Below are 25571 nucleotides of genomic sequence, written 5' to 3' on the forward strand. Positions count from 1 at the left end.
AGGAGGGTAGTTTAAAATGGAGTACTTAAACGAAAGAGTGTCTTACTTGAGAGGGCTAGCAGACGGCTTAGGTATAGATGACAGCACTAAAGAAGGCAAATTGATTCTAGCAATTCTTGATGCCCTTGAGGATTTTGCAGACGCTATAGAGGAGCTAGAAGCTTCTCAATCCGAACTCAATGACTACGTCGGAGAGCTGGATGAGGACCTTTCAGAAATTGAAGACCGCCTCTACGGAGATGAGGATGAAGACTACGACTACGAGGATGAAGAGGACGAGGATTACGAATACGATTATGACGAAGACGAGGAAGAGGACGAAGATGAGGATTACGAAGAATACGTGGAAGTGGAGTGCCCTAATTGCCATATGTTGATGAGCGTAGAAGAAGAGCTTTTGGAAGATGAAGATGCAGAACTAGTTTGTCCTCACTGCAATGCTACTATAAAAGTAAAAGATTTAAAAATTGTAGATGATGACGACGAAGACTGAGAAAATCCCCACTGACAAAAAAGTCAGTGGGGATTTTTTATTCATAAATAAAAAACCGAAGAAATATAATTGTTACAAGAGGAGGGACAGGTATGAACGGAAGAAAAGGCATCGAAGGCATGCTTTACGCCTTTCCGCCTTCTGTGCGGAAAATATTATCTAGTCTTTCACAGGATGTACTTCAGAAAATAGAAGAAGTTAGACTGAGAGCAAACAGACCCCTTGCAGTTTACTTAGAGGGAAGCGAAAAATTTGTCTCTACATCAGGGGAACTTTCAAACTCTTCTTCGTCTTCCTACATAGTCACTGTTGATGACTGTGAAAAAGCGTTTCAATTGGTGTCCCAGTCCTCTCTATATGCCTTTGAGGACGAGATAAAAAGTGGATATATAACCTTAAAAGGAGGGTACAGAGTAGGGCTTGCGGGAGAATGCGTATTAGAAAATGGCAGCATAAAAATTATAAAAAATGTGTCAGGATACAATTACCGCATTTCAAAAGAGGTATTAGGAGCAGCAGACGAAATAATGGAATATTTGATAGATAGACAAGGCAGTGTTTACAATCTCTTGATAATTTCTCCACCCCAATGTGGCAAGACCACTTTATTGCGAGACATAGCTAGAGCTTTAAGCGATGGTTTTATGGGATTTGGTGGAAAGAAAGTGTGCATAATAGATGAAAGGTCTGAAATTGCTGGTTGTTATAATGGGGTACCGCAACTTAATGTGGGCATTAGGACTGATGTCTTAGACAGGTGTCCTAAGGCTGAAGGTATGATAATGGCCATAAGGTCTATGTCGCCACAGGTTGTGGTGACAGATGAGATAGGAAAAAAGGAGGACATAGAAGCTTTAAGGCATGTGTTAAATGCAGGAGTCAAAATAATCACTACCGTTCACGCTAAAGATATTGAAGACCTTAAAAAAAGGCCGCTTTTAAAAGATTTAGTAGAGGGGAAGTATTTTGAAAGGTACATAATTTTGAGCAACCGATTTGGGGCAGGCACTTTAGAAGAGATACTGGATGAAAATTTGAAAATGGTGTTTAAAGGTCCTTATAAGAAGGGGCTGAAGAAAAGTTGAAGCTGATAGGGGTCATTTTGACTATTTTTTCTACAACTTCTATAGGATATTTGATGGCTATGAAATTTAAAGCAAGAAGGTGGATTCTCAAGAGCCTAATAAGTGCCTTGAATCTTCTGAAATTGGAAATAACTTACTCAAGAACGCCCCTTGAGAGAGCCTTAAAGAAGGTAGCTTTGTCTTCAGACAAGACAGTAGGGGAACTGTTTCAAAGGGCTTCTTTGCATCTAGGGGAACAGAGCGGATTGACTGCAGGAGAGGCATGGGAAAAAGCTTTAAATGAATGGGAAAGAGGATATCTTTCAAAAGAGGAAAAAGAGATTTTAAGGGCGTTTGGGACTATTCTGGGAATTTCCGATGCAGGAAATCAGGAAAAGAATTTTAATCTCACAATGGACCTTTTAAAAAGGCAGCTTAATCTGGCCGAAGAAGAAGGTAAAAAGAACGAAAAATTGTACCAGAACCTAGGGTTTCTCTTGGGGCTTGCAATAGTCATATTGTTTTTATAGAGGAGGATTACAATGAACATAGACATAATCTTTAAGATTGCGGCAATAGGAATTTTAGTGACTGTTTTAAATCAAATTCTCATACGATCCGGGAGAGAAGAACAGGCTATGATGGTGACTCTAGCAGGAATAGTAGTAGTCCTCATGATGGTAATCCACCTTATAAACAATCTTTTTAACACTGTAAAGACCATATTTCATCTGTATTAGGTGATAGAATGGAGATATTTCAGATTGTAGTCTTGGGAATTGTGGTTCTCATCATATTGACAGTGCTCAGAGAGACAAATCCTGAAATTGCTGTAATTTTAAGCCTTGTAACAGGTATTATAATTTTTGTATCAATTTTACCAAAGTTGAGCAGTGTAGTAGAGGTTTTAAATAGTCTTGCGAGAAAGAGTGGCCTTGATACGATATATTTCGTTACAACTTTAAAAATTATAGGAATTGCTTATATAACTGAATTTGGCTCACAGCTCTGTCAGGATGCTAATGAAAAAAATCTGGCTTCAAAGATTGAAATTGCGGGAAAAGTAATGATAATCTTTTTGTCCATTCCCATAATAATAGGGCTTGTAGAGGCCATACTTTCTATAATGCCGTGAGGTGTAAAAATTGAAAAAGCTAGTTTTTGTTCTAGCGTTAGTCATAACTTTATTTGGCTGTGCAAGGGCTGATGTGATAAAAGAGGGAATAGAGGAGCTGGGTAAAGAGGATACGTACCAGATTGACCGCTTTGTGAAAGAGCTTAACCAGAAGACTGGGAACGAATTTCCTCTTATCGATGTAAAAACGTATTTGTTGGAGGTTTTAGAAGGCAAACAGCCTTTTGAGGTCAAGAAAATCTTTGAGGGAATTTTAAGGGTATTTTTTAAAGAGCTTTACTCTTCTTTTAATCTGTTGATACAGCTTCTTGTCTTAGGCGTTATAGGAAGCATATTGATGAATTTGCACAGTTCTTTTGAGAGTGAAAGCGTATCAGAGATTGCCTTTTTAGCTATTTACATAGTTTTTATAATCATTGCTGTCAAAAGCTTTAGCGAGGCCATGAGCATAGGGAAGCAGGCGATTGACAGCATGGTAGACTTTATGCAGTCTATCTTGCCTCTTTTGATAACATTGCTGGTATCTGTTGGGTCATTTACTTCTGCTGCATTTTTAGAGCCCCTTGTGATAGTTACAGTGCAGTTCACAGCCCATGTGATGAGGGACTTTGTCATTCCAATAATTCTCTTTATGACTGCTGTGAAAATAGTAGGAAACATTTCCGATAAGTTTAGCTTAAACAAAATGGGAGACTTTTTGAAGACATTGTCTACTGCTTCTATTTCTGTTTTGCTCAGCATATTCTTGGGAGTTATAACTATACAGGGTTTGTCTTCGTCTATAGCAGATGGAGTTATATCTAGAACTGCTAAGTATACTGTGGGAGCTTTTCTGCCAGTTGTCGGAGGACTTTTGGCAGACAGCGTAGATGCGGTGATAGGAGCTTCTCTTTTAATAAAAGGAGCTATAGGAACGTACGGGCTAATGATAATCATTGCGATTGCTGCTTTTCCTTTGATAAAGATTTTTTCACTTGCGTTGATATATAGGTTTGTTGCTGCACTAATTGAGCCAATTTCTGACAAGAGAATAGTGAGTTCTTTATCTGAGGTGGCAAATTCCTTGACTTACATATTGGCGGCTTTGGCATCTGTCACTGTTATGATGTTTTTTACAATAACTGCGATAATAGGGACTGCTAACATAACTACCATGCTGAGGTAGGTGATGCTTTTTGGAGTTCTTTAAAAACTGGGTTGTACAGGTAGTCAACATAGCGATTTTGGCAGTGATTTTAGAAATGCTGATACCTTCTTCTAGCTTAAAGAAATACGCAAAAGTCGCTATTGGCCTTGTTATAATGGCAGTTATTTTAAATCCCATTCTCGGATTTTTAAAAACAGCTCCTTCCATAGAAGCTCAGGTATTTAAAAGCGATTACTTGTTAAAAAACTCTGCTTTTGAAGGCTTTTCTGAAAAAGCGAAAGAGCAGACGAAGATTCTCATAGCAAAAGAGTACAAAAACAGGCTTTCACAGCAGATAAGAGAAAAACTTGAAAGCCTGTACAACTTAAAAGGAGTTGAGGTGGAAATTTTTATGGTAGAAGATTTGGACAAAAAAGAGTTTGGAAAAATCAATTCTCTAATCTTGCACGTTAAAGGTGAAAGAAATTTCAACAAAGAAGAAGTAAAAAAATTGATAAGCGCATTCTATAATGTCCCTCTGAAGAATATAACTATAAAAGAGGAGTAGGGAAAGGGGGTACTTTGGTGGACTTTACCAAACTTAAAGATAAATTTTTAAAGGACAACAAAAAGCTTTTAGAAAATTTGACAGTTATCTTTTTGATAGGTTTAATTCTTCTGATAGGAGCCAGTACCTTTTCGAAGCCCCGCCCTTCTAATGAAAGTGACAATAAAGAGTTGGTTTTGGCAGAGAAGCAGAATGAAGATTACGCAAAGAGGTTGGAGAGGGATTTAAAGAGCATACTTTCAAAAATTGAAGGGGTGGGGAATGTAGAAGTTTTAATAACATTAAATTCTGATGAAGAAGTGGTAGCGGCTATGGATGTAGTTCAGTCCAGCACTACTACCAATGAAAAGGACAGCAACGGCACAGTGAGGGAGGTCGTGCAGACAGAATCTAACAATAAAATAGTGACGTCTCAAAACCCTTCTGGACAGAATGCCCCTATTGTATTAAAGCGTCTGATGCCTGAGATAAGGGGTGTAATTGTGGTGGCCGATGGGGCAAAGGACCCTAGGCTAAGATATGAAATTTCTTCGGCAGTGCAGACAGCTCTGGGAATTCCTGCTTACAAGGTGAAAGTAATATCTTCTAAGTGAGGAGGTATTTTTATGGTGTATATGAGAAAAAGACTTATAGCAATTGTATCTTTGATTTTGCTGATAGCAATAGCTTTTGTTTTAAATTACGGTTATACAGAAAAGAAGGTAGATAATGCTAAAAACTCTTCTACACAGGAAGTAAGTCAAAAAGCCGTTGAAACGAGTGCTTATACACAGGGTAAATATGTCGCTTCAGGCATATTCACCGCTTATAGAGAGGAAAGAGAGATAAACAGGAGCAGGAGTATAGATGCTTTAAAAGAAATAGTTGAAAACAAAAATACAAGTCAGGCCACAAGAGACGAAGCCCAGAAGCAGATTATAAAACTTACAGAAATTACAAATCAGGAGATGATCATAGAAAATCTCATAAAAGCGAAGGGATTTCAAGATGCCGTTGTGATGATAGACAATGGGATTGTGAATGTGATAGTGCAAGCGGATAAATTGTCGGAAGAAGAAGTTGCACAGATTGTGGAAATTGTCTCAAGACAAACAGGTGTGTCGCTGGACAATATAAAAATTATGACTCGGTTGGACTAGATTGTTTTTAAGCGACAGATTATGGTATAATGTATTTGAAGCTCTTGCTTTTACTTTTAAGGGGGTGAGTTTATGGAGGAAAATGTAAAAAATTTTGAAAATCAAGAGCTGGGTTCTGTCAAGATTTCAGAAGAGGTAGTTAGCATAATCGCTGGTTTGGCTGCCACAGAAGTACCAGGTGTTGCTGGAATGAGCGGGGGAGTTGTAAACGGCATTTCAGAGATTTTAGGCAGAAAGAATTTGAGCAAAGGAGTAAAGGTTGAGGTAGGAGATAAAGAAGCAACTATAGACTTGTACTTAATTGTGGACTATGGTGTTAGAATCCCTGAGGTCGCTTGGAATGTACAGGAAAATGTTAAAAACGCTGTGGAGAATATGACAGGGCTTAAAGTTGTAGAGGTCAATATACATGTGCAAGGGGTCAGCATGGAAAAAGGAAACAAAAAACAGCAAGAAGCCGCAGAAAAAGAAGGAGAAAATTAAATTTTCTAAACTAACCCTCTGCTAGTCAGAGGGTTAGTTTAGGTGAAGTTATGGTACAATAAAAAAGAAGAAGCTAGATTTTGCAAGGAGTTGAGAAAATGAACAGAACAGAAGCTAGAGAATGGGTTGTAAAAATGCTGTACCAGTACGACGTCTCAAAACTTCCTCTTGAAAAAATATTTGAAAATTTTTACGAAGAACATGACCCTGGTGAACAAAAGGAGTACATAGAGGGCACTGTCAGAGGAACTGTTGAGCATCTGGAGGAAATTGACCGAGAGATAGAAAAATACTCTAAGGATTGGCCGCTTTATCGAATGCCAAGGATAGATTTGGCAATTTTAAGATGCAGTATGTACGAGATGCTTTACGGCAACATTCCTGTCAGCATATCCATAAATGAAGCGGTAGAAATAGCAAAAAAATATAGCACTGACGATTCTCCCTCTTTCATAAACGGGCTTTTGGGAGCATTCGTCAGGGAAAAAGGATTAGAGGAAGGTGAAGCGAATGATAATTGATGGAAAAGAAATTTCTAATAGAATAAAAGAAGAAGTTAAAAGGGAAATACAGGAATTTGGTTACAAACCTAGATTGGCAATATTGATGGCAGGAGATGACGAATCCTCAAAGGTCTATGCCAACTCCAAAGTGAAGGCCTGTGAGAGCGTAGGGATAGAAGCAAAAGTGTACTATTTTTCAGAAAAAGAGGAAGATAAATTTTTTGATACTTTAGAAAAGTTAAATGAAGATAAAGACACCCACGGGATAATGATAGAGATGCCTCTTCCAAAGGGCTTTGATGTAGACAAAGTTTACGATACGATAAATCCGTACAAAGATGTTGATTGCATATCAAATTACAATATGGGCAGGCTTTTTGCTGGAAAACCTCTTTTTGTTCCCTGTACGCCGAAGGCTATTATCCATATATTGGAAAATACAGGGGTTGACTTGGAAGGAAAACACGCCGTGGTGATAGGAAGGAGCAATATTTTAGGAAAGCCAGTTGCCAAGCTTTTGCTGGACAAAAACTGCACTGTGACAGTATGCCACTCTAAGACAAAGGATTTAGCTTATCATACGAAACAGGCAGATGTTTTGGTGGTAGCAGCAGGAAAGATGAATCTGGTTAGAGGGGACATGGTCAAAGAGGGAGTAGTTTTAATAGATGCAGGGATAAACGTACATGAAGGTAAGATATACGGCGATGCCGACTTTGAGTCAATTAAGGACAAGGCTTCTTATGTAACCCCTGTGCCGGGAGGAGTTGGACCTGTAACTACAGCCATGATTCTCAAAAATACCCTGGAGGCTTTTAAATATGCAGTTAAAAGCCTTTAGTGTTAGTGAAGTGACGGAATATATAAAGAAAGTTATGGACAACGACATAATATTGAGAAATGTGAGAGTGAGAGGGGAAATTTCTAATTTAAAATACCACTCTACAGCAGTGTACTTTACCTTAAAAGACGAAGGAGCAGCTTTAAAATGCGTAATGTTTAACGACTACAGCAGGTCCCTTGAATTTACTTTGCAGGATGGAATGTCTGTAATTGCTACAGGCAGGATAACAGTGTACGAAAAAGGCGGACTTTACCAGCTGTACGTTCAGTCTGTGCAGATGGATGGAATAGGAGCTTTGTACATTGCTTTTAACAAACTAAAAGAAAAGCTCCAAAAAGAAGGCCTATTTGATTTAGATAAGAAAAAACCTATTCCAAAGCATCCGAGGAAAATTGCTGTGGTCACCTCTCCGACAGGGGCTGTAATACGCGATATAATAACGATTTCACGGAGGAGAAATCCGACTGTTGATATAATGGTAGTGCCTGTTTTGGTGCAGGGGAGCTCTGCTGCGGATGAAATTTCAAATGCTCTTCGCATTTTAAACAAGAGGAAGGATATCGATGTTATAATAGTGGCAAGAGGAGGCGGGTCTTTAGAGGAAATCTGGCCTTTCAATGAGGAGAAGGTGGCTCGCAGTATTTTTGCCTCCCGCATTCCTGTGGTTTCTGCTGTAGGGCATGAGACGGATTTCACTATTGCTGATTTTGTAGCGGATTTGAGAGCCCCTACTCCCTCTGCTGCTGCCGAATTGGTGGTTCCAGACATAAAGGTGTATCAAAGGGAGTTGTTCTTATTAAAGACAAAGATAATGAATTTGATGAAAGCTCAAGTGCTTCACAGCAAAAAGGAATTTGAAGGATTAAAAAGAGCACTTTATTTAAACAACCCCATTAAGAAGAACGAAGTTTTAAAGCAGAGAGTAAAAAACCTAAAAAAATCTCTAACTAAAGAGATGCTTTCCATTTTCAATCAAAAAAAGAATGAGCTTTTGGTGCTCAACGAAAAGTTAGATTCTTTAAGTCCGTTGAAAGTCTTGACAAGGGGATATACTATTGTGCTTAATAAGGAAGGACAAGTGATCACTTCCTCTAGAAAAGTGAAAACTTCTGAAGAAGTGGGCATCCTCTTCAGTGACGGAAGGGCTACGGCAGTGGTGAAAGAGGTGAAAGAAGATGGAGAAAGAATTTAATTTTGAAGAAGATTTGAAAAGGTTAGAGGAGATTGTAGATACGCTAGAAAAAGGCAATTTGATGCTGGAGGAGTCTTTTAATTTATTCAAAGAAGGAGTGGAAATATCAAAAAGACTAGAAAAAATGTTAAAAGAAGTGGAAGGAAAGATAACCATGCTGATAAGTGAAGATGAGGAAATTGAGTTTAAAGAGGAGGAAAATAATGTTTAAAGAAAAATTCAAAAATTTACAACAGATGGTGGAGGAAGAGCTTCACAGGATACTGGATGTACAGGAGAAGCCGGAGATAATATACGAGGCGATGAGATACAGCGTTTTTGCAGGGGGGAAAAGATTGAGGCCTGTTTTGTGCCTCTCTGCCTGTGAACTTTTGGGAGGGGATTTAAAAAAAGCTTTGCCAGTAGCCTGCTCTATTGAACTCATACACACTTATTCTCTTATCCACGATGACCTTCCTGCTATGGATAATGATGATTTGAGAAGAGGCAAGCCTACAAATCACAAGGTATTTGGAGAGGCCATAGCCATTCTTGCCGGGGATGGACTTTTAAACCTGGGATATGAGGTTTTGATAAGGCATGCTCTGGAAAATCCCGAAGATTATGAGAAAATTTTAAAAGCTGCGAATGAAATAGCTACTGCTTCAGGTTGTAAGGGAATCATAGGAGGGCAGGTAGAAGATATACTTTCTCAAAACACAGAACTTACCTATGAAGAGCTAAAATACATCCACGAACACAAGACCGCAGCTTTGATAGAGGCTTCTGTCTGTGCAGGAGCCCATATGGCTGGGGCTAGTGAAAAAGAAGTGGAGCTTTTGAGAGAATACGCTGGGCTAATAGGGCTGGCATTTCAGATAAAAGACGACATACTGGATGTAATAGGAGATGAAAAAACGCTTGGCAAAAAAGTGGGGAGCGACAGGGAAAAAGGCAAGTTTACTTTTGTCAACATATTCGGCGTTGAAAAATCCCAAGAAATGGTAAAGGAGCTTACAGATGAAGCTATAAAGATTTTGGACACTTTTGGCGAAAGGGCACAGTTTCTTAAAGACCTCTCTAATTATTTGATTGAGAGAGTAAACTGAAGATTGAAAGAGCATTGACAATGTATCAGGATAGAAACTGATTTTTTTGACCTTAAGAGACTGTAGCAGGCTTTTACGGTTTTAAGCGGTGTTTGATATTGTAGACTTTCTCTGTTATAATGTAATTACCTTGAAAAGATAGGCGAAGTGGTGCAGTATCCTAGTCAGAGGTGCCAATCCTGAAGACGGGCCTAAAAACCCGTCAAGGGCACATCGATGAAGTTCCTGGTGCTGGCTTCTGACGCCCAGTTGGGGGCTGGTGCTGGGAGTTAAGGAGGGGGGGCGATCCACAAGGGCATGTGGGCGTTGACCCTTCCTCCGCGGAGACCTACTGCTGTGGCTCTCTTCGAGAGCTATGGGGTAGGCAGAACCTGTCTCGTGGCCAGCAAGCTGCGGACAGTGTAGCCCGCCTTGAGTGATCCGGGGGGAAATCAGCCATTGGCTGATGAAACCCGGGTTGCAAAAGAGGCTAGGGATTGGGCCCTCTGGTGAGGAAAGCTCCTAGGCTGTGCCCGAAAGGGCGGCATATTGGGGATTACAGTGCGGTCTAAGTGGCAGTCCAGTCCTGCCTATGGCGACAAGGCAGAAGCGGGCTTAAAGGGGAACCGCTGAACGGCGACGTTCAGTGCCTGCTTGGGAAATCCTACTGGACCTAAGCCGCAAGGTTTACCCAATATGCTACCACTTCGCCTTTTTCTAGGAGGATTTTTTTATTATGAAGACAAGAAACATAAACACTGATTACAGGTGGATTTTACATATAACGTTAGCCACATTTTTTATGGCGACTTTTCTGAATTTTTTTTCTGATGTTTCTTTAAAGAAAAGTACAACTTTTGCTGCATTCTTTATTTTAGCGGGTATTGTGGCAATAGGCATAGTATTTGAAATTATAGGAACTGCTGTGATGTCAGGCAAAGAAGAGCCTTTCCACGCTATGGCAGCAAAAAAGATGTACGGAGCAAAACATGCTATAAAGCTTTTGAGAAACGCTAATTTGGTGGCTACTTTTTGCTATGATTTAATCGGAGACATTTCTGCCATAATTTCCGGTGCTGCCTTGATGTCAATAATCATGAAATTTCCCATTTCGGGCACTAAAGCTTCTATCTACACGGCATTGTTTGGAGGAATTCTCTCTTCAGTGATAATAGGTGGTAAGGCCATTGCCAAAAGCATTGGAATGTTGAAAAGTCAGACTATAGTCTACTGGACAGGAGTCGTGCTGGCGTGGCTGGAAAAAAATTTAGGCATAAACATATTACCTGACTATAAAAATAATAGAAGGAAAAAAAGAAAGTGAGGGTTTTGTATGCTTGAACAGATTAATAGCCCTTACGATTTAAAAAAACTTGACATAAAAGACCTTCCAAGACTTTCTGAAGAGATAAGGCAGTTTATAGTTGAAAAAGTTTCAAAGACTGGAGGACACTTAGCTTCGAACCTAGGGATTGTCGAACTCACTCTTGCACTTCACTACGTTTTTAATTCTCCTGTTGACAAAATAATTTGGGATGTCGGTCATCAGTGTTATGTACATAAAATGATTACAGGGAGAAGGGACAAATTTGATACTTTAAGGCAGTTTAATGGGCTTTCTGGTTATACTAAGAGGACAGAGAGCATTCACGATATATTTGGAGCAGGCCACAGCAGCACCTCACTGTCGGCAGCATTGGGAATTGCAACTGCTAGGGATTTAAAGGGAGAAAAATATCATGTTATAGCAGTGATTGGTGACGGGGCCTTGACAGGCGGCATGGCTCTGGAAGCTTTGAACAACATTGGAAGGTCTCGGAAGGATGTCATTGTAATTTTAAATCATAATGAGATGTCTATTTCTGAAAATGTAGGAAGCCTTTCTCTTTATTTGAGCAAATTAAGAACTGACCCCACTTACAATAAGGTGAAGCAGGAGATTGACAATCTGTTAAATATCATACCTCCAATAGGCAAAAGCCTTCACAAGTATATTGAAAAAATCAAAGATTCTATAAAGCAATTGGTAGTTCCAGGGATGTTTTTTGAAGAGCTGGGTTTTACTTATTTAGGACCTATTGACGGTCATAATGTGGAAGAACTCATTGAAGTTTTAGAAAGGTCTAAAAAAATGAAGGGGCCTTTGCTTATACATGTTGTTACAAAAAAAGGGAAAGGATATATGTTTGCGGAAAAAAGGCCAGATAAATTCCACTCTGCAGCTCCTTTTGACATAGAAACAGGTAAATTTGTAGGAGAAGGAAAAGACAGCTATTCTGACGTTTTTGGCAAAACCCTTGCTGAAATGGCGCTAAAAGACGAGAAGATTGTTGCGATAACAGCAGCCATGCCAGAAGGCACTGGGCTTATTCATTTTGCAAAGTTAATACCGGATAGATTCTTCGACGTGGGAATAGCCGAACAACACGCTACTACTTTTGCTGCAGGGCTTGCTGTTGAAGGATACAAGCCTTATTTTGCTGTATATTCCACTTTTTTGCAAAGAGCTTACGACCAGGTGATTCACGATGTGTGTATACAAAAACTTCCAGTAGTTTTTGCTGTTGACAGAGCAGGGATTGTCGGGGAAGACGGAGAAACCCATCAAGGGGTGTTTGATATATCTTTCTTAAGGGCAATTCCAAATATCGCTATAATGTCACCAAAAGATGCCAATGAATTGGTTGAAATGGTAAAGTTATCGAGAAATTTAGATTTTCCTGTAGCCATAAGGTATCCAAGAGGTAAAGCGGGTGAGTATGATATTTCAAGAAAGCCAAGTTTTCCATTGGGCAAAGGAGAAGTGCTTCTTGAAGGAGAAAAAATAGCCGTATTTGCTCTGGGCAGAATGGTGTCAAAATCAATTGATGCGGCGGAAATTTTAAAAGGCCATGGTATCAATCCTTTTGTCGTAAATTTGAGATTTGTTAAGCCTCTTGATGAAGAACTCATTTTAGAAATTTCTAATAAAGTAGACCTCGTCGTGACTGTGGAGGACAACGTTATAGCGGGAGGAGTAGGCAGCGCTATATTGGAGCTTTTGAACGATAAGAAAGTCTATAGGCCTGTGCTACGCTTAGGATTTCCTGATAAATTCATAGAACATGGAGATGTAGAAAGCTTGTTTAAAAAGTACGGTTTAGATTCTCAGTCAATAGCCGATACTATTTTACAAAGGTACAAGGAAATGAGGGGATCATGAAGGAGAGAATAGATGTACTTCTCGTAAAAAGGGGCTTTTTCTCTTCAAGAGAAAAGGCAAAAGCAGCTATAATGGCAGGAGAAGTGTACGTAGACGGCAAAAGAGCCGAAAAAGCTGGAGAAATGGTAAAAGAAGATTCAAAAATTGAAGTAAAAGGTAATTCTCTTCCTTATGTCAGCAGAGGAGGACTTAAACTAGAAAAAGCTCTTCAACTCTTTGGCATTGATGTCAGGGGTAAAATTGCCTTAGATGTAGGCGCTTCTACTGGTGGTTTTACTGACTGCCTTTTAAAGCACGGGGCACAGAAGGTGTACGCTGTTGATGTCGGTTACGGACAGCTTCACTGGAGTTTAAGAAATGATCCGAGAGTTGTCGTAATGGAAAAAACTAACATAAGATTTTTAAATGCACTTCCCGAGATGGTGGATATAATAACTATAGACGTTTCCTTTATTTCACTTGAGATTGTAGTGCCTGCTGCTGATAAATTCTTAAAAAGCGAAGGAGAAATAGTGGCTTTGATAAAGCCCCAGTTTGAGGCCGGAAGGGAAAAAGTAGGGAAAAAGGGGATTGTAAGGGATAAAGATGTGCACAAAGAAGTGCTTGAAAAGATTATAAAATTGTTTAAAAATATAAACTACGGAGTATGCGGAATTACTTATTCGCCTATAAAAGGAGCAGAGGGAAATATTGAGTACTTGATCTACGGAAAAAAGGGAAAATGCGATGAAAAGGAAATAGAAGTTGAAAAAATAGTTGAAGAAGCCTTTAAAAATTTGTGGCAGGAAAAATGAATTTTGTGTAGAATAATGATAAATGTGGTGATATAATAATGAAAAAAGTCGGGGTAATTCCAAATATAAATAAAGACAAGGACTTAGAGGTTACAAAATCTGTAGTAAATTGGCTTTTAGATCATGGTTCTGAACCCTATTTAAATGAGATAGTGGCAGCCAGAATCGGCTATGAAAAACACGGCAAAAAAGCAAATGAAATATACAGCAAATCTGACTTTCTCATCGCTTTAGGAGGAGATGGAACGATACTTAATGTAGCGCGCCTTTGTGCTCCTTTTGGCACCCCAATTCTAGCAGTAAATTTGGGACATTTAGGCTTTTTGACAGAAATAGATGCATCTGAACTTTTCCCTTCACTAGAGAAAATATACAAAGGGGAGTACGCAATAGAAAAGAGAATGATGTTAGAAGCTAATGTGGTTAAAAATGACATGGAAGTTATAAATTTCAGGGCTTTGAATGACATAGTTATAACAAGAGGAGCTTTTTCAAGAATGGCCCGCATTAAAGCTTATGTAAATGATAATTACGTAGATACTTACTTAGCAGATGGGGTTATTGTAGCAACACCTACTGGCTCTACAGCCTATTCTCTTTCTGCTGGAGGGCCAATCGTATATCCCACAGTGGAAGTCATCATCATAACGCCAATTTGTCCACACACTTTGTACTCCAGGTCTATAGTTGTCTCTCCTGATGATGTAATACGCCTTGAGATAGCTGAAGAAAACCAGGATTTAATGATAACTACTGATGGACAGCAAGGCTACAAGATAGATTATAGAGATGTAATATACATAAAGAAAAGCAATGAATACACTAATCTCATCAAAGTGAAAAACAGCAATTTCTTTGATTTGCTAAGAGATAAGCTTACAGAAAGGTGAAAAGAGGTGAAAGGAAGAATGATGAAGTTGGCAAGGCATGCCAAGATTTTAGAGATAATTTCTGAAAAAGAAATAGAGACGCAGGAAGAGCTGGCAGCAGAACTTCAGAAGAGAGGAATAGATGTCACACAGGCCACGGTGTCTAGAGATATTAAAGAGCTTCGCCTCATAAAAGTTCTTACAGAAGATGGAAAAAGATACAAATATGCGCCAATGACAAAAGTAGATACTAATATAAGTGAAAGACTTATGACTTTACTTTCTGAGTCCATAGTCAATGTGGACTATGCTGGAAACATCATAGTCATAAAAACGTTATCAGGCAGTGCTTCAGCAGCAGCCGAAGCAATTGATACTCTTAATTGGAAAAATATTGTAGGCACTATTGCCGGCGATAATACTATTTTTGTCCTTGTGAGAAACCAGGAGGATATTCAAGAACTGGTGGAGAAGTTCAGAAAACTCATGAAGTAGTTCTGGAGGTTTTGCCATGCTTTTAAACTTAAGCATACAAAACGTGGCTATAATAGACAAGCTGGAAGTGGAATTTAAAGAGGGGTTTAATGTTCTTACTGGTGAAACTGGTGCAGGTAAGTCTATAGTGATTGACTCTGTACTTTTATTGATTGGTGCTCGAGCTAATAAAGATATAATACGTTCTGGAGAAGAAAGGGCTTTAGTTGAAGGAGTGTTTCTAGTAGATTCTAACAAAGACAAAATTGCAGAGTTATTAGAAGAAGCAGGAGTTTCGCAGGAAGAGGACGATACCCTTATAATAAGCAGGGAAATAACTAAAAGTGGCAGGAGTTATTCGAGGGTAAACGGAAAAATAGTACCTCTTTCTTTTTTGGACAAAATCGGGGCTTTACTTGTAGACATCTTAGGGCAGCATGAGCATCAGTTTCTTCTAGATTCCTCTCAGCACCTATTTATCCTAGATAATTTTGGCGATGAGGAGTTTAAAGCATTAAAAGAAAGATTTAAACAACTGCTAGAGGAATACAGATCTGTTGTGAAGGAAAAGACAAGCCTTTTTAAAGATGAAAGAGAAAAGGAACAGATGATCGATTTATTAAGGTATCAGATTCAGGAAATAGAAAGCGCTAACTTGAGTGAAGAGGAAGAGCAACAACTTATAGAGAGAAGAAATATTTTAATGAATTATGAAAAATTATTCAATGCTGTAAATTCATCCTATAAGATACTGTATGAGGGAAATGGAGGGTTTTCTGTACTCGATAATCTCCACAAAGTGGTTAAAAATTTAGAGACAGCCTTTTCTATAGATGGGAAACTTAAAGGATTAAAAGAAAAACTGGAAAATATTTTATATGAAACAGAGGATGCTGCACTTCAGTTAAGAGACTATTTGGGCGCTATTGACTTTAATCAAAAGGCTTTAGAAGAGATAGAAGAAAGGCTTAATCATATAAACTTTTTAAAGAGAAAATACGGACCTACAATTTCTCATATTTTATCTTTTAAAGAAGAGAAAGAAAAAGAACTGGACAAAATCCTTCATTTTGAAGAAAGACAGAAAGAATTAGAAGAAAAAGAAGCTAAGTTATGGGAAGAGATTAATAAAATGGGCAGTAAAATTCATGAAAAGAGAAAAACTTTAGCTTCCCATATCGAGGAAGAGATAAATAAAGTTTTGAAAGAGCTCAACATGCCCAACGCCTCTTTTAAAGTGGATATAACAAAAGAAGAGAGTCCAAATGAAAATGGATTTGATAGAGTGGAATTTTTGATTTCTACTAATATTGGAGAACCTTTAAAACCGCTTTCTAAAATTGCATCAGGTGGAGAACTATCTAGAATTATGCTTGCTTTAAAGACAATTTTGGCTTCTTCTGATGGAATTCCTACACTAATCTTTGACGAGGTAGATACGGGAATAAGTGGCAAGACAGCACAGCTTGTGGCAGAAAAGATGGCTTATCTTTCTAGAAGGCATCAGCTAATTTGTGTAACTCATCTTCCTCAGATAGCCTGTATGGCAGATGCCCATTATTTTATTTCAAAAATTTCCAAAGGCGACAGAACTTATATTAAACTTACAGAGCTTGACTATGAAGGCAGAATAAAAGAGTTGGCGCGAATTATGGGAGGAGAGAAAATAACTTCTACAATTCTTGAGCACGCGAAAGAACTTTTAGAAATGGCTTCAAAATTTAAAAATTCCCTTTAACTTTATCCTCATCTCGCTTCCTTTTGCTATCGGGATAATTTATTTACAGTATATAAGCACTTCAAAAGGGTTAATTTAAATGTAGATTCAGCTGAAGTTTTGAAAAAGGAAGTGAGATGATGAATAAGAAATTAATAAAGCTGGTTTTATTCGCCCTATTGAGCTTTTTTTTAGTATTTGCAAACTACTTTACACCTATTCAGGAACTAGCAAAAACACCCTCTAATTTCAAAATTTTTCAGGGTGATAAACTAAGTTACAATTTTAAATTTCCTTTTAAAATTACGTTTGAAATTGACAAAGAAGGGCTTTTGAGAATAAATGGAAAAGATGAGATAACCATTGAAGCAGTAAACACTGGAAAAGCAAATTTAGATGTAAAATTATTTGGATTTTTACCTTTAAAACACATAAATGTTGATGTAGTGCCTACGATAAAAGTCGTACCTGGAGGGCAAGCAATAGGAGTGAAACTTAATACAAAAGGAGCCCTAGTGGTAGGTTATTCGGACATAATGGGGGAAGATGGGAAAATTTACAGCCCGTATAAAGAAGGTAAAATTCAGATTGGAGACATAATTTTAGAAGTAAACGGAGTCGAGATAAAGCAGGCGGAAGATATTACAAATATTGCTAATAAACTTCAAGGCAAGGCTTTGAAGCTCAAAATTAACAGGAAAAATGCCATACTTTACACTGTCATTCATCCTGTAAAATCTAAAGAAGATAAGCAGTATAGAATTGGATTGTGGGTGAGGGACCATACTGCGGGGATTGGCACTTTGACATTTTATTATCCTTCGCAAAAGGTGTACGCTGCATTAGGGCATGCTATAACTGACATTGATACGGGGCATGTGCTGTCAGTGGAAAACGGAGAAATAATGAATACTCGCATTACATCTATTGACCAAGGTCGCAGAAGCAAGCCGGGAGAATTGAAGGGGGTGTTTTTTGAAGAGGTAGATGCGATAGGAAATATTTTAAAAAATACTCAATTTGGCATATATGGCTACATGTACAATGACTTTAAGAATGAATTCTATGGAGAGATTCCTGTCGCTTATCAAGGGCAGATAAAAGAAGGACCTGCTAAAATACTTGCTACCATTGATAATAAAGGAGTACAGGAGTTTGACGTAGAAATTGTGAAAAAGGTGTATCAAGAGTCACCTACTCCAAAAGGCATGATAGTAAGGATTGTAGATAAGAACCTCTTGGCCAAGACTGGAGGAATAATACAGGGTATGAGCGGAAGCCCCATAATTCAAAATGGAAAACTTGTAGGAGCTATAACTCACGTGTTTGTCAATGACCCTTCAAAAGGCTATGCTGTTTACGCAGAATGGATGATAAATGAAGTGAACAACTTGCTCAACGATAAGCAGGTTTTTATAAATGAATAAAAATTTTTACCAAAAAGGAGGAAATTCAACTATTATGTAGAATAAATATTATATACTAATATTAGCAACGGGAGGTAAGAGTAATTGATTAAGAAGATTAGAATAGCCATTGCAGACGACAACAAAGAATTTGCTAACATTTTGGCTGAGTATTTGTCTGCTCAGCAGAACATTGAAGTGGTAGGGGTTGCCAATGACGGCAACCAAGCTATTGAGATTATAAAAAATCAATCGCCAGACCTTTTGATTTTAGACATTATAATGCCATATCTAGATGGCATAGGTGTGCTGGAAAAAATAAATGAAGAGCAGCTTAAGAAGCCCAAAATTCTCATTCTGTCTGCAGTAGGGCAGGAGAAAATTACGCAAAGAGCCATAGCATTGGGAGCAGATTACTACGTGCTCAAACCTTTTGACCTTGCAATGCTGTCAAAGAGGATCTTAGAACTGATGGAACCCGACTTGGACATTGTGTCAAGGACGGTTTTCCATGTTGTGAAAGCGAAGAAAGATTACGATTTGGAGGCTATGATTACAGAGATCATCCACGAAGTCGGAGTACCTGCCCACATAAAGGGATATATGTATTTAAGAGATGCGATTTCTCTTGTGATAAGCAATATGGAGTATTTGAATTCAGTCACAAAAATGCTGTATCCCAAGATAGCTGAAAAGTACAATACTACGCCGAGCAGAGTAGAGAGAGCTATAAGACACGCCATTGAAGTAGCGTGGAGCAGAGGAAGGACAGAAGTTTTAAATGAACTTTTTGGCTATACTATAAACGATGAGAAAGGAAAACCCACCAACTCTGAATTTATTGCTCTTATCGCTGATAAGTTGAGGCTTGGAATGAAAGCAGGATAATTTTCTATTTCCTGCTTTTTATTTTTTGTTTATTTTATGTAAATTTTTTTTGTGTTATAATAGACAGGGAAGTTATACTCCGGCAGGTGAGTATTTATGCAGATAACAGGATTTGTAAAATTGGATAAAAGGACCAAAAACCTTGTCAAAAGGCTAAATCCTGGTGAGATAGCCGTAATCGACCATAGGGATTTGGACGAAGTAGCAGCTGAATCTCTTGTTGAGAAAAAAGTGCTGGCTGTCATAAACGCAGATAAGTCAATAAGTGGAAGGTATCCCAATATGGGACCTTCTATTTTGTGTGAAGCTGGAATTCCAATAATTGATGATGTAGGAAAAGACATATTCGACTTGCTCAAAGAAAATGATAAAATTACTATAGTAGACAACGAGATATACAAAGATGGGGTTTTAATAAAAAGGGGAAAACTTCTCACCAAAGAGGTGGTTGAATATAAACTTCAGGAGAGTAGAGAAAACATTGGAGAAGAGCTGGACAAGTTTATTGAGAACACATTAGAGTACGCTAAGAGGGAAAAGTATTTCATTCTAGGGGGAGTTGAACTTCCTCCTACAAAGGTCCGCTTCAAAGGAAGACATGCTCTTGTAGTGGTGCGCGGAAAAGACTATAAAGAAGACCTTTTTACTATAAAACAGTATATCACTGACGTAAAACCAATTCTGATAGGAGTGGACGGAGGCGCGGATGCTCTTTTAGAATTCGGGTTAGTTCCTGACATAGTGATAGGAGACATGGACAGTGTAAGCGATGAAGCTTTAAGAAAAGCCAAAGAAATTATAGTCCACGCTTATCCAGATGGCACAGCGCCAGGGCTTGAGAGAGTGCAGAAGCTAGGACTTAGTGCAGAAGTTTTTAAAGCACCAGGGACCAGTGAAGACATAGCGATGCTTTTGGCTTTTGAAAAAGGAGCAGATCTCATTGTAGCAGTAGGAACTCATTCTAGCATGATTGATTTTTTAGAAAAGGGAAGAAAAGGAATGGCCAGCACATTTTTGGTGCGCCTGAAAGTTGGAGAGAAATTGATTGATGCAAAAGGAGTAAACAAGCTTTACAGGGAAACTTTTAAGCTTTCGTATATATTCAGCATAATAATTGCAGCCCTAGTTCCGTTGGGAGTGCTAGCTTACTTTTCACCTCCAATGCAACAGCTTCTCAAACTCCTGCAGTTAAGGATTAGGCTTTTAATTGGTTTTTAAGGAGATGATTTAGTATGAATATAAACATAAAGTATTACGTCCTTACAATTGCTTCTATTTTTGTGGCTTTGGGGGTAGGGATTTTCATTGGCTTTATGTTGGACGGGCAGAAAATTTTTTCTGAGCAGCAGACTGCTATAATAAACGAACTGGAACAAAAGTTTAAAGATTTACAAGCCGAAAATGCTAATTTAAAAAATACAGTACAGGAGCTCAACAAAGAGATAAACTATTACAACCAATATCATCAGATAATTTTCCCGGAGCTTGTCGCTAATAGGCTTACTGGCGTTAAGGTGGCTATAATTGAGACCACTAATGAGTTTATATTTTCTGGGATGAGAAATGCTCTTTTAAAGGCTGGAGCTACTATTGAATCTATAACGATAATAAAAGAGGGATTTGATGCGGGGGATGAATTGGAAGTCCAGAATTTGATAAATTTTCTTTCAAACAAGTACGGTGTTTCAATAGACCCCAAACATCTTAACGAATTTGTATCTCAGAAGCTGGCTCATGCGATTGTCACAGGGCAGGATGTAGACCTCATAAACTACTTGAAGTCAAACGGTTATATAGATTTTACAGGGATGCCCGGAAATGTAGATTTTGTCATTATAGCCGGGGGAAGCAATAACAAGGAAAATAATGTAAATTATATAGATGTTCCGATTATCAAAGAAGTTAAGCTTTTGAACATCCCTATAGTAGGAGTTGAGCAAAGTGATGCAAAATACTCCTATATGGAAGCGTATAAGAAGCAGCATATTTCCACAATAGACAATGTGGACAGCATAATAGGTCAGACATCCCTTATAATGGTAATGGAAGGAAAAGAAGGGAATTATGGAGTGAAACAAGAAGCGATGAGTTTGATGCCAGATTCTTTTGGGAATACTTCTAACATTACTCAAAAAAGGTGAGGATGATTGATGAACAAAAAGGTAAGCGTTCTGATACCAGCTTACAATGAGCAGGATAAAATAATTGATACAATAAAAGGGTTAGAAGTTGTGAAAGAGGTGGATGAAGTAATTGTAATAAACGATGGGTCCACGGACCAAACTGCGGAAAGGGCAAAAAAGGCAGGAGCGAAATTGGTGAACATGAAGGAAAATATGGGGAAAGCCGCGGCTTTGAGAGAGGGGCTAAAATATGCAAAAAATGATATTGTGGTTTTCCTAGATGCCGATGTGGGTCTTACCTCCAGAGAAGTTGAAAAGCTGATAAAGCCTGTATTTTTAGATGAAGCTGATGTGGTAATCGCAAAATTTCCTAAAACTCCAGTAAAAGGCGGCTTTGGGCTTGTAAAAAGCCTGGCAAGAAAGGGAGTAAAGTACTTTACTGGGAAGGAAATTGAATCTGTCCTTTCAGGGCAAAGGGCTTTTAAAAGAGAAGTTTTAGAAAGTTTGGATACTTTTTATAAAGGTTTTGGGATAGAAGTGGGAATGACAATAGACATTTTGCAAAAGGGTTACCGCGTAAAAGAAGTAGAAGTCAATATGACTCACTCTTTTACAGGGAGGAATTTAAAGGGATTTTTGCACAGAGGAAGGCAATTTTGGGACATATTAAAAGTGCTTCTCTATAAATTCTTCAAAAGCAGGTGGAAGAAGTGAAATGGATAGTTTTAATATCAATACCTCTCATTGTGACATTTGCTGTAAAAAAGTTTTTTAGAGAACTGCTTTACCACCCTTATTGTTTAAAGGAGAATTACAAGAAAAAGTTGATTCCAGTTTGTGGCGGCATAGTGTTTGTTCCAAGCTTTTTTGCTTCTATTTTCTTGATAAACTTGTTGGGGCATAGCGTAGAATACCAGGAAGTAATTTTAATAGCTCTTTCTCTCATTTCATTTGTAGGATTTGCAGATGACCTCATAGGAGATACTAAAGTAAAAGGCTTAAAAGGGCACATCCTAAGGCTTATAAAAGGTAAGCCTACCACTGGCAGTCTAAAAGCTTTGGGAGGGCTTTTAATTGCTGCTTTTGTAAGTTACGAAATAGCGGGGATAAGTCTAATAGAGGTCACTATAGATTCTCTCATCATAGCACTTTTTACTAACCTTTTAAACCTTCTTGATTTAAGGCCAGGAAGATGTGCCAAAGGCTTTTTACTCCTTTCATTGCTATTTTTATTGATTGGCAGGGGAAAGCCAGAGTTTTTGTTTATCCTTTTTGTGATTGTACTCGTATATCTGCCGGAAGATTTAAAGGCACAGCTTATGATGGGAGATACAGGTTCTAACGTTTTGGGAATGGCTAGTGGGATAGCGGCCATTTTGCTTTTCAACTTTTATGAAAAGCTGATACTACTTTTTGCACTGATTTTATTTCACCTTTTTACTGAGAAGTATTCTTTAACTGCTATAATTGAGAAAAATAAATTTTTAAATTATCTAGACATGCTAGGAAGAAAAGGGGAAGAGTGATGTGATAAGCACCTACCTTGGAAAAGTCAGCAAAGTGATATCAAAAAGAGAAAAGATTTCTGTAGTGGAAATAAGTACCAAAAATGAAAAAGCCTTAGCTATAAATTACGACGAGCTTACAGGGGAGGTAAAAGAAGGGGATTTTGTCTATGTGAATAAGACTGCCCGCCTTCTCAATTTGGGTACAGGTGGGTATGACTTTATTGTCGCAAACTTAAGGTATGAAAAATTTGATAATATTAAAAAAGGTCACATAATGAAATTGAGGTATACCCCTTTTCAGATAAACCTTTTGACAATGGAAGAGGAAAAAAGTCCCTATCATAAGGAATTTGATAAATTCAGAAATTTAGAAGGATTTCCTGTCATAGTGGGGGAGCTCCACAGCATGGTAGCTCCTGCTGCTTTGGTCCTCAAAAAATTAGCTCCTGATGTCAAAATTACTTACATAATGACAGATGGAGGTGCACTTCCTCTTTACTTCAGCAACGCAATTTACGAACTAAAAAAAATAGGAGCAATTGACAACACAATTACCATTGGACATGCCTTTGGCGGGGATTATGAATGTGTCAACATCTACACGGCTTTAATAGCTTCAAAGGAAATTTTAAATTCAGACGTGGCCATAGTTGCCATGGGGCCTGGCATTGTGGGGACAGGTACAAAATATGGCTTTTCAGGTGTGGAACAAGCCCACATAATAGATGCTGTTAACAAAATGGGAGGAAAGCCTGTGCTAATTCCAAGGATAAGTTTTAAAGACGCAAGGGGGAGGCATCAGGGCATAAGTCACCACACTGTTACTGTGCTGGAATTGTGCTATTCTTCCTGTGTCATAACTTTTCCTTCTATGGACTCTGAGAAGGAAGAATTGGTGAAGAGGCAGATAAATTCAAATACGGTCTTTTCTAGATTCGATATTCGCTTTATTAACGCTTGCGACACAGCTAAGTATTTAGAGGAAGCAGGATTTTATGTAACCACAATGGGAAGAAGTTATGAAGAGGAAAAAGAATTTTTTAATGCTTGCGGTGCTGCTGCTATTTATGTAGCTAGTGAATTACTTAACTGAATTTGTCAGGTCTTTCAAAGTGGAATATCTCATGCTTAGCTCTTTTAAAAAGACAAGCAGATTTGAAAATTTCCCTGTGTATAAGAGCACAATCATTTTTTTCACCTCATTTCTATAGTATGTATTTGGAGTAAAAATTATACATAGAAAGGAAGGTAAAAATGGAACAAAAAGAGCCTACAGTAAGCACTAGAAAGGTATTTGAAGGGAAGATAATAAACTTAAGAGTTGATGAGGTAAGGCTTCCAAATGGGAAAATAACTACGAGAGAAATAGTAGAGCACCCTGGCGGTGTCTCAATAGTAGCAGTCACAAATGATGGGAAAATCCTTTTAGTAAAACAGTACAGAAAACCGGCTGAAGAAGTTTTGCTAGAGATACCTGCAGGAAAGCTGGAAAAAGGAGAAGACCCTTTGGAGTGTGCCAAAAGAGAGCTTTCAGAAGAGACAGGGTATGAAGCGGGTCACATAGAGCATTTGATTACTTTTTACACTACTCCTGGCTTTTCCAATGAAAAGATGTACCTTTATTTTGCAAAGGATTTAAAGAAAAGCAAGGTACATCCTGATGAAGATGAGTTTTTAGAAGTGGGCGAATATTTTCCAGAAGAACTGTGGAAGATGATTTTAGAAAATAAGATAAAAGATTCCAAAACGATAATAGGCGTTCTGTACTATTTGAAAATGAGGAATGAAAAAATATGATGAAGATTTATGGAGATTTGCACATCCACATAGGTAGAACTGAAAAGGGTATTTCTGTAAAAGTCGCTGCTTCGAAGGATTTGACTGTTTTAAACATTTTAGAAAGAAGCTTATTAAAGGGGATAAACGTTGTCGGTATAGTAGATTGTGCATCTCCACCTGTAATTCACGAGATAAAAAGATATTGCGAAGAAGGAGTGCTATCTTGCATTGAAGGAGGAGGACTTAAGTACAAGGGAAAAGTTACGCTGATTTTAGGAAGTGAAATTGAAATTGGGGGAGAAGAAGAAGGCTCTCCCCATTTAATTGGATATTTTAAAAGCATAGAAGACATTTTCTCTTTTTCTGAAAAAATAGGCAAGTACATGAAAAATATAAGATTGAGTTCCCAAAGAGTAAGCCTAAACAGCGAACAGGCAGTAGAAGTTATAAAAAGCTGTAACGGTATAGCTGTTCCTGCCCACGTTTTTACTCCTTTTAAAAGCTATTACGGAAGCTGTACTGATAGATTGCACAAGGTCTTTAAAGACCGCTACAAGGAAATTGAGGCAGTAGAATTGGGACTGAGCGCTGACTCGGATATGGCGGACCAAATTGAAGAGCTATCATTAAAGATTTTTCTTTCTAATTCAGATGCCCATTCTTTAAACAAAATTGGAAGGGAATTTAATGTCTTTGAGGTAGAAGAAGCAAATTTTGAAGAAATCTTAATGGCTCTAAAGAGAGAAAAGGGAAGAAAAGTTGTAAAAAATTACGGCTTAGACCCTAAATTGGGGAAGTACCACAGGACTTTCTGCCTTGAATGCGGTTATATAGCGAAAGAAACTCCCCCTGTTAGAAGATGCCCCAGATGTGGAAGTGATAAAGTATTGATGGGGGTAAGAGACAGAATAGAAGAAATAAAAGACTATGATACCAGACATCCTGATTTTAGACCCCCCTATATCTATCAGATTCCTTTGGAATTTATTCCTAATATAGGAAAAAGAACAGTAGAAAAGCTTGTACATCACTTTGGAAGTGAACTTTACGCTCTTCATGAGGCTTCTTACGAAGATCTAGAGAAGGTCGTAGGTGAGAAAAACGCTCTCAATATTTTAAAGGCGAGAAATGGAGAACTTACTGTTTCTTCGGGTGGAGGCGGAATATACGGGAAGGTATTGTTAGAATAGTTGAGGA

At 38.2% G+C, this 25571-nt stretch carries 30 protein-coding genes; all 30 read left to right on the forward strand.

Going from position 1 to position 25571, the window contains the following annotated elements:
• Positions 1–16: 16 nt before the first annotated feature.
• Positions 17–493 (forward strand): CD1247 N-terminal domain-containing protein, encoded by a 477-nt coding sequence (locus tag TTE_RS06105; RefSeq protein ID WP_011025597.1) that lies wholly within the window; start codon positions 17–19, stop codon positions 491–493.
• Positions 494–585: 92 nt separating this feature from the next.
• The gene (spoIIIAA, locus tag TTE_RS06110; RefSeq protein ID WP_009611275.1) at positions 586–1578 is read left to right on the forward strand and encodes a stage III sporulation protein AA; all 993 of its coding nucleotides are present in this window, start codon (positions 586–588) and stop codon (positions 1576–1578) included.
• Entirely contained in the window at positions 1575–2087 is a 513-nt protein-coding gene (spoIIIAB, locus tag TTE_RS06115; RefSeq protein ID WP_011025598.1) for a stage III sporulation protein SpoIIIAB, read from the forward strand. The genes spoIIIAA and spoIIIAB overlap by 4 nt, the downstream gene beginning before the upstream one ends.
• A gap of 12 nt (positions 2088–2099) precedes the next feature.
• Complete coding sequence (gene spoIIIAC / locus TTE_RS06120; RefSeq protein ID WP_011025599.1) at positions 2100–2297, forward strand: stage III sporulation protein AC; 198 nt, start codon at positions 2100–2102, stop codon at positions 2295–2297.
• A gap of 8 nt (positions 2298–2305) precedes the next feature.
• Positions 2306–2692, forward strand: coding sequence for a stage III sporulation protein AD (gene spoIIIAD / locus TTE_RS06125; protein WP_011025600.1), 387 nt, complete (start codon positions 2306–2308; stop codon positions 2690–2692).
• Between the two features lie 10 nt (positions 2693–2702).
• Positions 2703–3857: a stage III sporulation protein AE gene (gene spoIIIAE, locus TTE_RS06130; RefSeq protein ID WP_011025601.1), complete on the forward strand. Its 1155-nt coding sequence runs from the start codon at positions 2703–2705 to the stop codon at positions 3855–3857.
• 10 nt (positions 3858–3867) lie between these two features.
• Complete coding sequence (gene spoIIIAF, locus TTE_RS06135; protein WP_011025602.1) at positions 3868–4386, forward strand: stage III sporulation protein AF; 519 nt, start codon at positions 3868–3870, stop codon at positions 4384–4386.
• Between the two features lie 17 nt (positions 4387–4403).
• Complete coding sequence (spoIIIAG, locus tag TTE_RS06140; protein ID WP_011025603.1) at positions 4404–4979, forward strand: stage III sporulation protein AG; 576 nt, start codon at positions 4404–4406, stop codon at positions 4977–4979.
• 12 nt (positions 4980–4991) lie between these two features.
• The gene (locus tag TTE_RS06145) at positions 4992–5525 is read left to right on the forward strand and encodes a SpoIIIAH-like family protein (protein ID WP_011025604.1); all 534 of its coding nucleotides are present in this window, start codon (positions 4992–4994) and stop codon (positions 5523–5525) included.
• A 72-nt stretch (positions 5526–5597) separates the two neighbouring features.
• Positions 5598–6008, forward strand: coding sequence for an Asp23/Gls24 family envelope stress response protein (locus TTE_RS06150; RefSeq protein WP_011025605.1), 411 nt, complete (start codon positions 5598–5600; stop codon positions 6006–6008).
• A gap of 98 nt (positions 6009–6106) precedes the next feature.
• Positions 6107–6529 (forward strand): transcription antitermination factor NusB, encoded by a 423-nt coding sequence (gene nusB / locus TTE_RS06155; protein ID WP_011025606.1) that lies wholly within the window; start codon positions 6107–6109, stop codon positions 6527–6529.
• Complete coding sequence (locus TTE_RS06160; protein WP_041587154.1) at positions 6519–7352, forward strand: bifunctional 5,10-methylenetetrahydrofolate dehydrogenase/5,10-methenyltetrahydrofolate cyclohydrolase; 834 nt, start codon at positions 6519–6521, stop codon at positions 7350–7352. The genes nusB and TTE_RS06160 overlap by 11 nt, the downstream gene beginning before the upstream one ends.
• On the forward strand, positions 7333–8547 hold the full coding sequence (gene xseA, locus TTE_RS06165) for an exodeoxyribonuclease VII large subunit (RefSeq protein ID WP_011025608.1): 1215 nt from the start codon (positions 7333–7335) through the stop codon (positions 8545–8547). Before TTE_RS06160 ends, xseA begins: the two co-directional genes overlap by 20 nt.
• The gene (gene xseB, locus TTE_RS06170; protein ID WP_011025609.1) at positions 8531–8758 is read left to right on the forward strand and encodes an exodeoxyribonuclease VII small subunit; all 228 of its coding nucleotides are present in this window, start codon (positions 8531–8533) and stop codon (positions 8756–8758) included. The genes xseA and xseB overlap by 17 nt, the downstream gene beginning before the upstream one ends.
• Positions 8751–9635: a polyprenyl synthetase family protein gene (locus TTE_RS06175; protein WP_011025610.1), complete on the forward strand. Its 885-nt coding sequence runs from the start codon at positions 8751–8753 to the stop codon at positions 9633–9635. Before xseB ends, TTE_RS06175 begins: the two co-directional genes overlap by 8 nt.
• Before the next feature lie 715 nt (positions 9636–10350).
• Positions 10351–10938, forward strand: a complete 588-nt coding sequence (locus TTE_RS06180) for a hypothetical protein (RefSeq protein WP_011025611.1) — start codon at positions 10351–10353, stop codon at positions 10936–10938.
• 9 nt (positions 10939–10947) lie between these two features.
• Positions 10948–12816 (forward strand): 1-deoxy-D-xylulose-5-phosphate synthase, encoded by a 1869-nt coding sequence (dxs, locus tag TTE_RS06185; RefSeq protein WP_011025612.1) that lies wholly within the window; start codon positions 10948–10950, stop codon positions 12814–12816.
• Entirely contained in the window at positions 12813–13610 is a 798-nt protein-coding gene (locus TTE_RS06190; RefSeq protein ID WP_009610256.1) for a TlyA family RNA methyltransferase, read from the forward strand. Before dxs ends, TTE_RS06190 begins: the two co-directional genes overlap by 4 nt.
• A 38-nt stretch (positions 13611–13648) precedes the next feature.
• The gene (locus TTE_RS06195; RefSeq protein WP_009610251.1) at positions 13649–14500 is read left to right on the forward strand and encodes an NAD(+)/NADH kinase; all 852 of its coding nucleotides are present in this window, start codon (positions 13649–13651) and stop codon (positions 14498–14500) included.
• 18 nt (positions 14501–14518) lie between these two features.
• The gene (locus TTE_RS06200; RefSeq protein WP_011025613.1) at positions 14519–14974 is read left to right on the forward strand and encodes an arginine repressor; all 456 of its coding nucleotides are present in this window, start codon (positions 14519–14521) and stop codon (positions 14972–14974) included.
• A 16-nt stretch (positions 14975–14990) separates the two neighbouring features.
• A complete protein-coding gene (gene recN / locus TTE_RS06205; protein WP_009610246.1) occupies positions 14991–16691 on the forward strand; it encodes a DNA repair protein RecN in 1701 nt (566 codons plus the stop codon).
• A 119-nt stretch (positions 16692–16810) separates the two neighbouring features.
• Positions 16811–18097 carry a SpoIVB peptidase gene (spoIVB, locus tag TTE_RS06210; RefSeq protein ID WP_011025614.1) on the forward strand — a complete coding sequence of 429 codons (1287 nt, stop codon included), beginning with the start codon at positions 16811–16813 and terminating at the stop codon, positions 18095–18097.
• An 84-nt stretch (positions 18098–18181) separates the two neighbouring features.
• The gene (gene spo0A, locus TTE_RS06215; RefSeq protein ID WP_011025615.1) at positions 18182–18964 is read left to right on the forward strand and encodes a sporulation transcription factor Spo0A; all 783 of its coding nucleotides are present in this window, start codon (positions 18182–18184) and stop codon (positions 18962–18964) included.
• Between the two features lie 96 nt (positions 18965–19060).
• A complete protein-coding gene (gene steA / locus TTE_RS06220; protein WP_009610243.1) occupies positions 19061–20182 on the forward strand; it encodes a putative cytokinetic ring protein SteA in 1122 nt (373 codons plus the stop codon).
• Between the two features lie 14 nt (positions 20183–20196).
• Positions 20197–21105, forward strand: a complete 909-nt coding sequence (locus TTE_RS06225; RefSeq protein WP_009610276.1) for a copper transporter — start codon at positions 20197–20199, stop codon at positions 21103–21105.
• A 9-nt stretch (positions 21106–21114) separates the two neighbouring features.
• Positions 21115–21801, forward strand: coding sequence for a glycosyltransferase family 2 protein (locus TTE_RS06230; protein WP_009610247.1), 687 nt, complete (start codon positions 21115–21117; stop codon positions 21799–21801).
• Positions 21798–22613 (forward strand): UDP-N-acetylmuramyl pentapeptide phosphotransferase, encoded by an 816-nt coding sequence (locus tag TTE_RS06235; RefSeq protein WP_009610261.1) that lies wholly within the window; start codon positions 21798–21800, stop codon positions 22611–22613. Before TTE_RS06230 ends, TTE_RS06235 begins: the two co-directional genes overlap by 4 nt.
• Before the next feature lies 1 nt (position 22614).
• Positions 22615–23688 (forward strand): DUF3866 family protein, encoded by a 1074-nt coding sequence (locus TTE_RS06240; protein ID WP_009610271.1) that lies wholly within the window; start codon positions 22615–22617, stop codon positions 23686–23688.
• 161 nt (positions 23689–23849) lie between these two features.
• Positions 23850–24392 carry an NUDIX hydrolase gene (locus TTE_RS06245; protein ID WP_011025618.1) on the forward strand — a complete coding sequence of 181 codons (543 nt, stop codon included), beginning with the start codon at positions 23850–23852 and terminating at the stop codon, positions 24390–24392.
• A complete protein-coding gene (locus TTE_RS06250) occupies positions 24392–25564 on the forward strand; it encodes an endonuclease Q family protein (protein ID WP_041587320.1) in 1173 nt (390 codons plus the stop codon). The genes TTE_RS06245 and TTE_RS06250 overlap by 1 nt, the downstream gene beginning before the upstream one ends.
• The last annotated feature ends 7 nt before the right edge of the window (positions 25565–25571 follow it).

It is taken from the genome of Caldanaerobacter subterraneus subsp. tengcongensis MB4 (genome assembly GCF_000007085.1).
Lineage (GTDB): Bacteria > Bacillota > Thermoanaerobacteria > Thermoanaerobacterales > Thermoanaerobacteraceae > Thermoanaerobacter > Thermoanaerobacter subterraneus.

Coding starts and splice junctions, on each gene's coding strand:
- TTE_RS06105 (WP_011025597.1), top strand. CDS start 17: ATGGAGTACTTAAACGAAAGAGTGTCTTACTTGAGAGGGCTAGCAGAC.
- spoIIIAA (WP_009611275.1), top strand. CDS start 586: ATGAACGGAAGAAAAGGCATCGAAGGCATGCTTTACGCCTTTCCGCCT.
- spoIIIAC (WP_011025599.1), top strand. CDS start 2,100: ATGAACATAGACATAATCTTTAAGATTGCGGCAATAGGAATTTTAGTG.
- spoIIIAD (WP_011025600.1), top strand. CDS start 2,306: ATGGAGATATTTCAGATTGTAGTCTTGGGAATTGTGGTTCTCATCATA.
- TTE_RS06145 (WP_011025604.1), top strand. CDS start 4,992: ATGGTGTATATGAGAAAAAGACTTATAGCAATTGTATCTTTGATTTTG.
- TTE_RS06150 (WP_011025605.1), top strand. CDS start 5,598: ATGGAGGAAAATGTAAAAAATTTTGAAAATCAAGAGCTGGGTTCTGTC.
- nusB (WP_011025606.1), top strand. CDS start 6,107: ATGAACAGAACAGAAGCTAGAGAATGGGTTGTAAAAATGCTGTACCAG.
- TTE_RS06160 (WP_041587154.1), top strand. CDS start 6,519: ATGATAATTGATGGAAAAGAAATTTCTAATAGAATAAAAGAAGAAGTT.
- xseA (WP_011025608.1), top strand. CDS start 7,333: ATGCAGTTAAAAGCCTTTAGTGTTAGTGAAGTGACGGAATATATAAAG.
- xseB (WP_011025609.1), top strand. CDS start 8,531: ATGGAGAAAGAATTTAATTTTGAAGAAGATTTGAAAAGGTTAGAGGAG.
- TTE_RS06175 (WP_011025610.1), top strand. CDS start 8,751: ATGTTTAAAGAAAAATTCAAAAATTTACAACAGATGGTGGAGGAAGAG.
- TTE_RS06180 (WP_011025611.1), top strand. CDS start 10,351: ATGAAGACAAGAAACATAAACACTGATTACAGGTGGATTTTACATATA.
- dxs (WP_011025612.1), top strand. CDS start 10,948: ATGCTTGAACAGATTAATAGCCCTTACGATTTAAAAAAACTTGACATA.
- TTE_RS06190 (WP_009610256.1), top strand. CDS start 12,813: ATGAAGGAGAGAATAGATGTACTTCTCGTAAAAAGGGGCTTTTTCTCT.
- TTE_RS06195 (WP_009610251.1), top strand. CDS start 13,649: ATGAAAAAAGTCGGGGTAATTCCAAATATAAATAAAGACAAGGACTTA.
- TTE_RS06200 (WP_011025613.1), top strand. CDS start 14,519: ATGATGAAGTTGGCAAGGCATGCCAAGATTTTAGAGATAATTTCTGAA.
- recN (WP_009610246.1), top strand. CDS start 14,991: ATGCTTTTAAACTTAAGCATACAAAACGTGGCTATAATAGACAAGCTG.
- spoIVB (WP_011025614.1), top strand. CDS start 16,811: ATGAATAAGAAATTAATAAAGCTGGTTTTATTCGCCCTATTGAGCTTT.
- steA (WP_009610243.1), top strand. CDS start 19,061: ATGCAGATAACAGGATTTGTAAAATTGGATAAAAGGACCAAAAACCTT.
- TTE_RS06225 (WP_009610276.1), top strand. CDS start 20,197: ATGAATATAAACATAAAGTATTACGTCCTTACAATTGCTTCTATTTTT.
- TTE_RS06230 (WP_009610247.1), top strand. CDS start 21,115: ATGAACAAAAAGGTAAGCGTTCTGATACCAGCTTACAATGAGCAGGAT.
- TTE_RS06245 (WP_011025618.1), top strand. CDS start 23,850: ATGGAACAAAAAGAGCCTACAGTAAGCACTAGAAAGGTATTTGAAGGG.
- TTE_RS06250 (WP_041587320.1), top strand. CDS start 24,392: ATGAAGATTTATGGAGATTTGCACATCCACATAGGTAGAACTGAAAAG.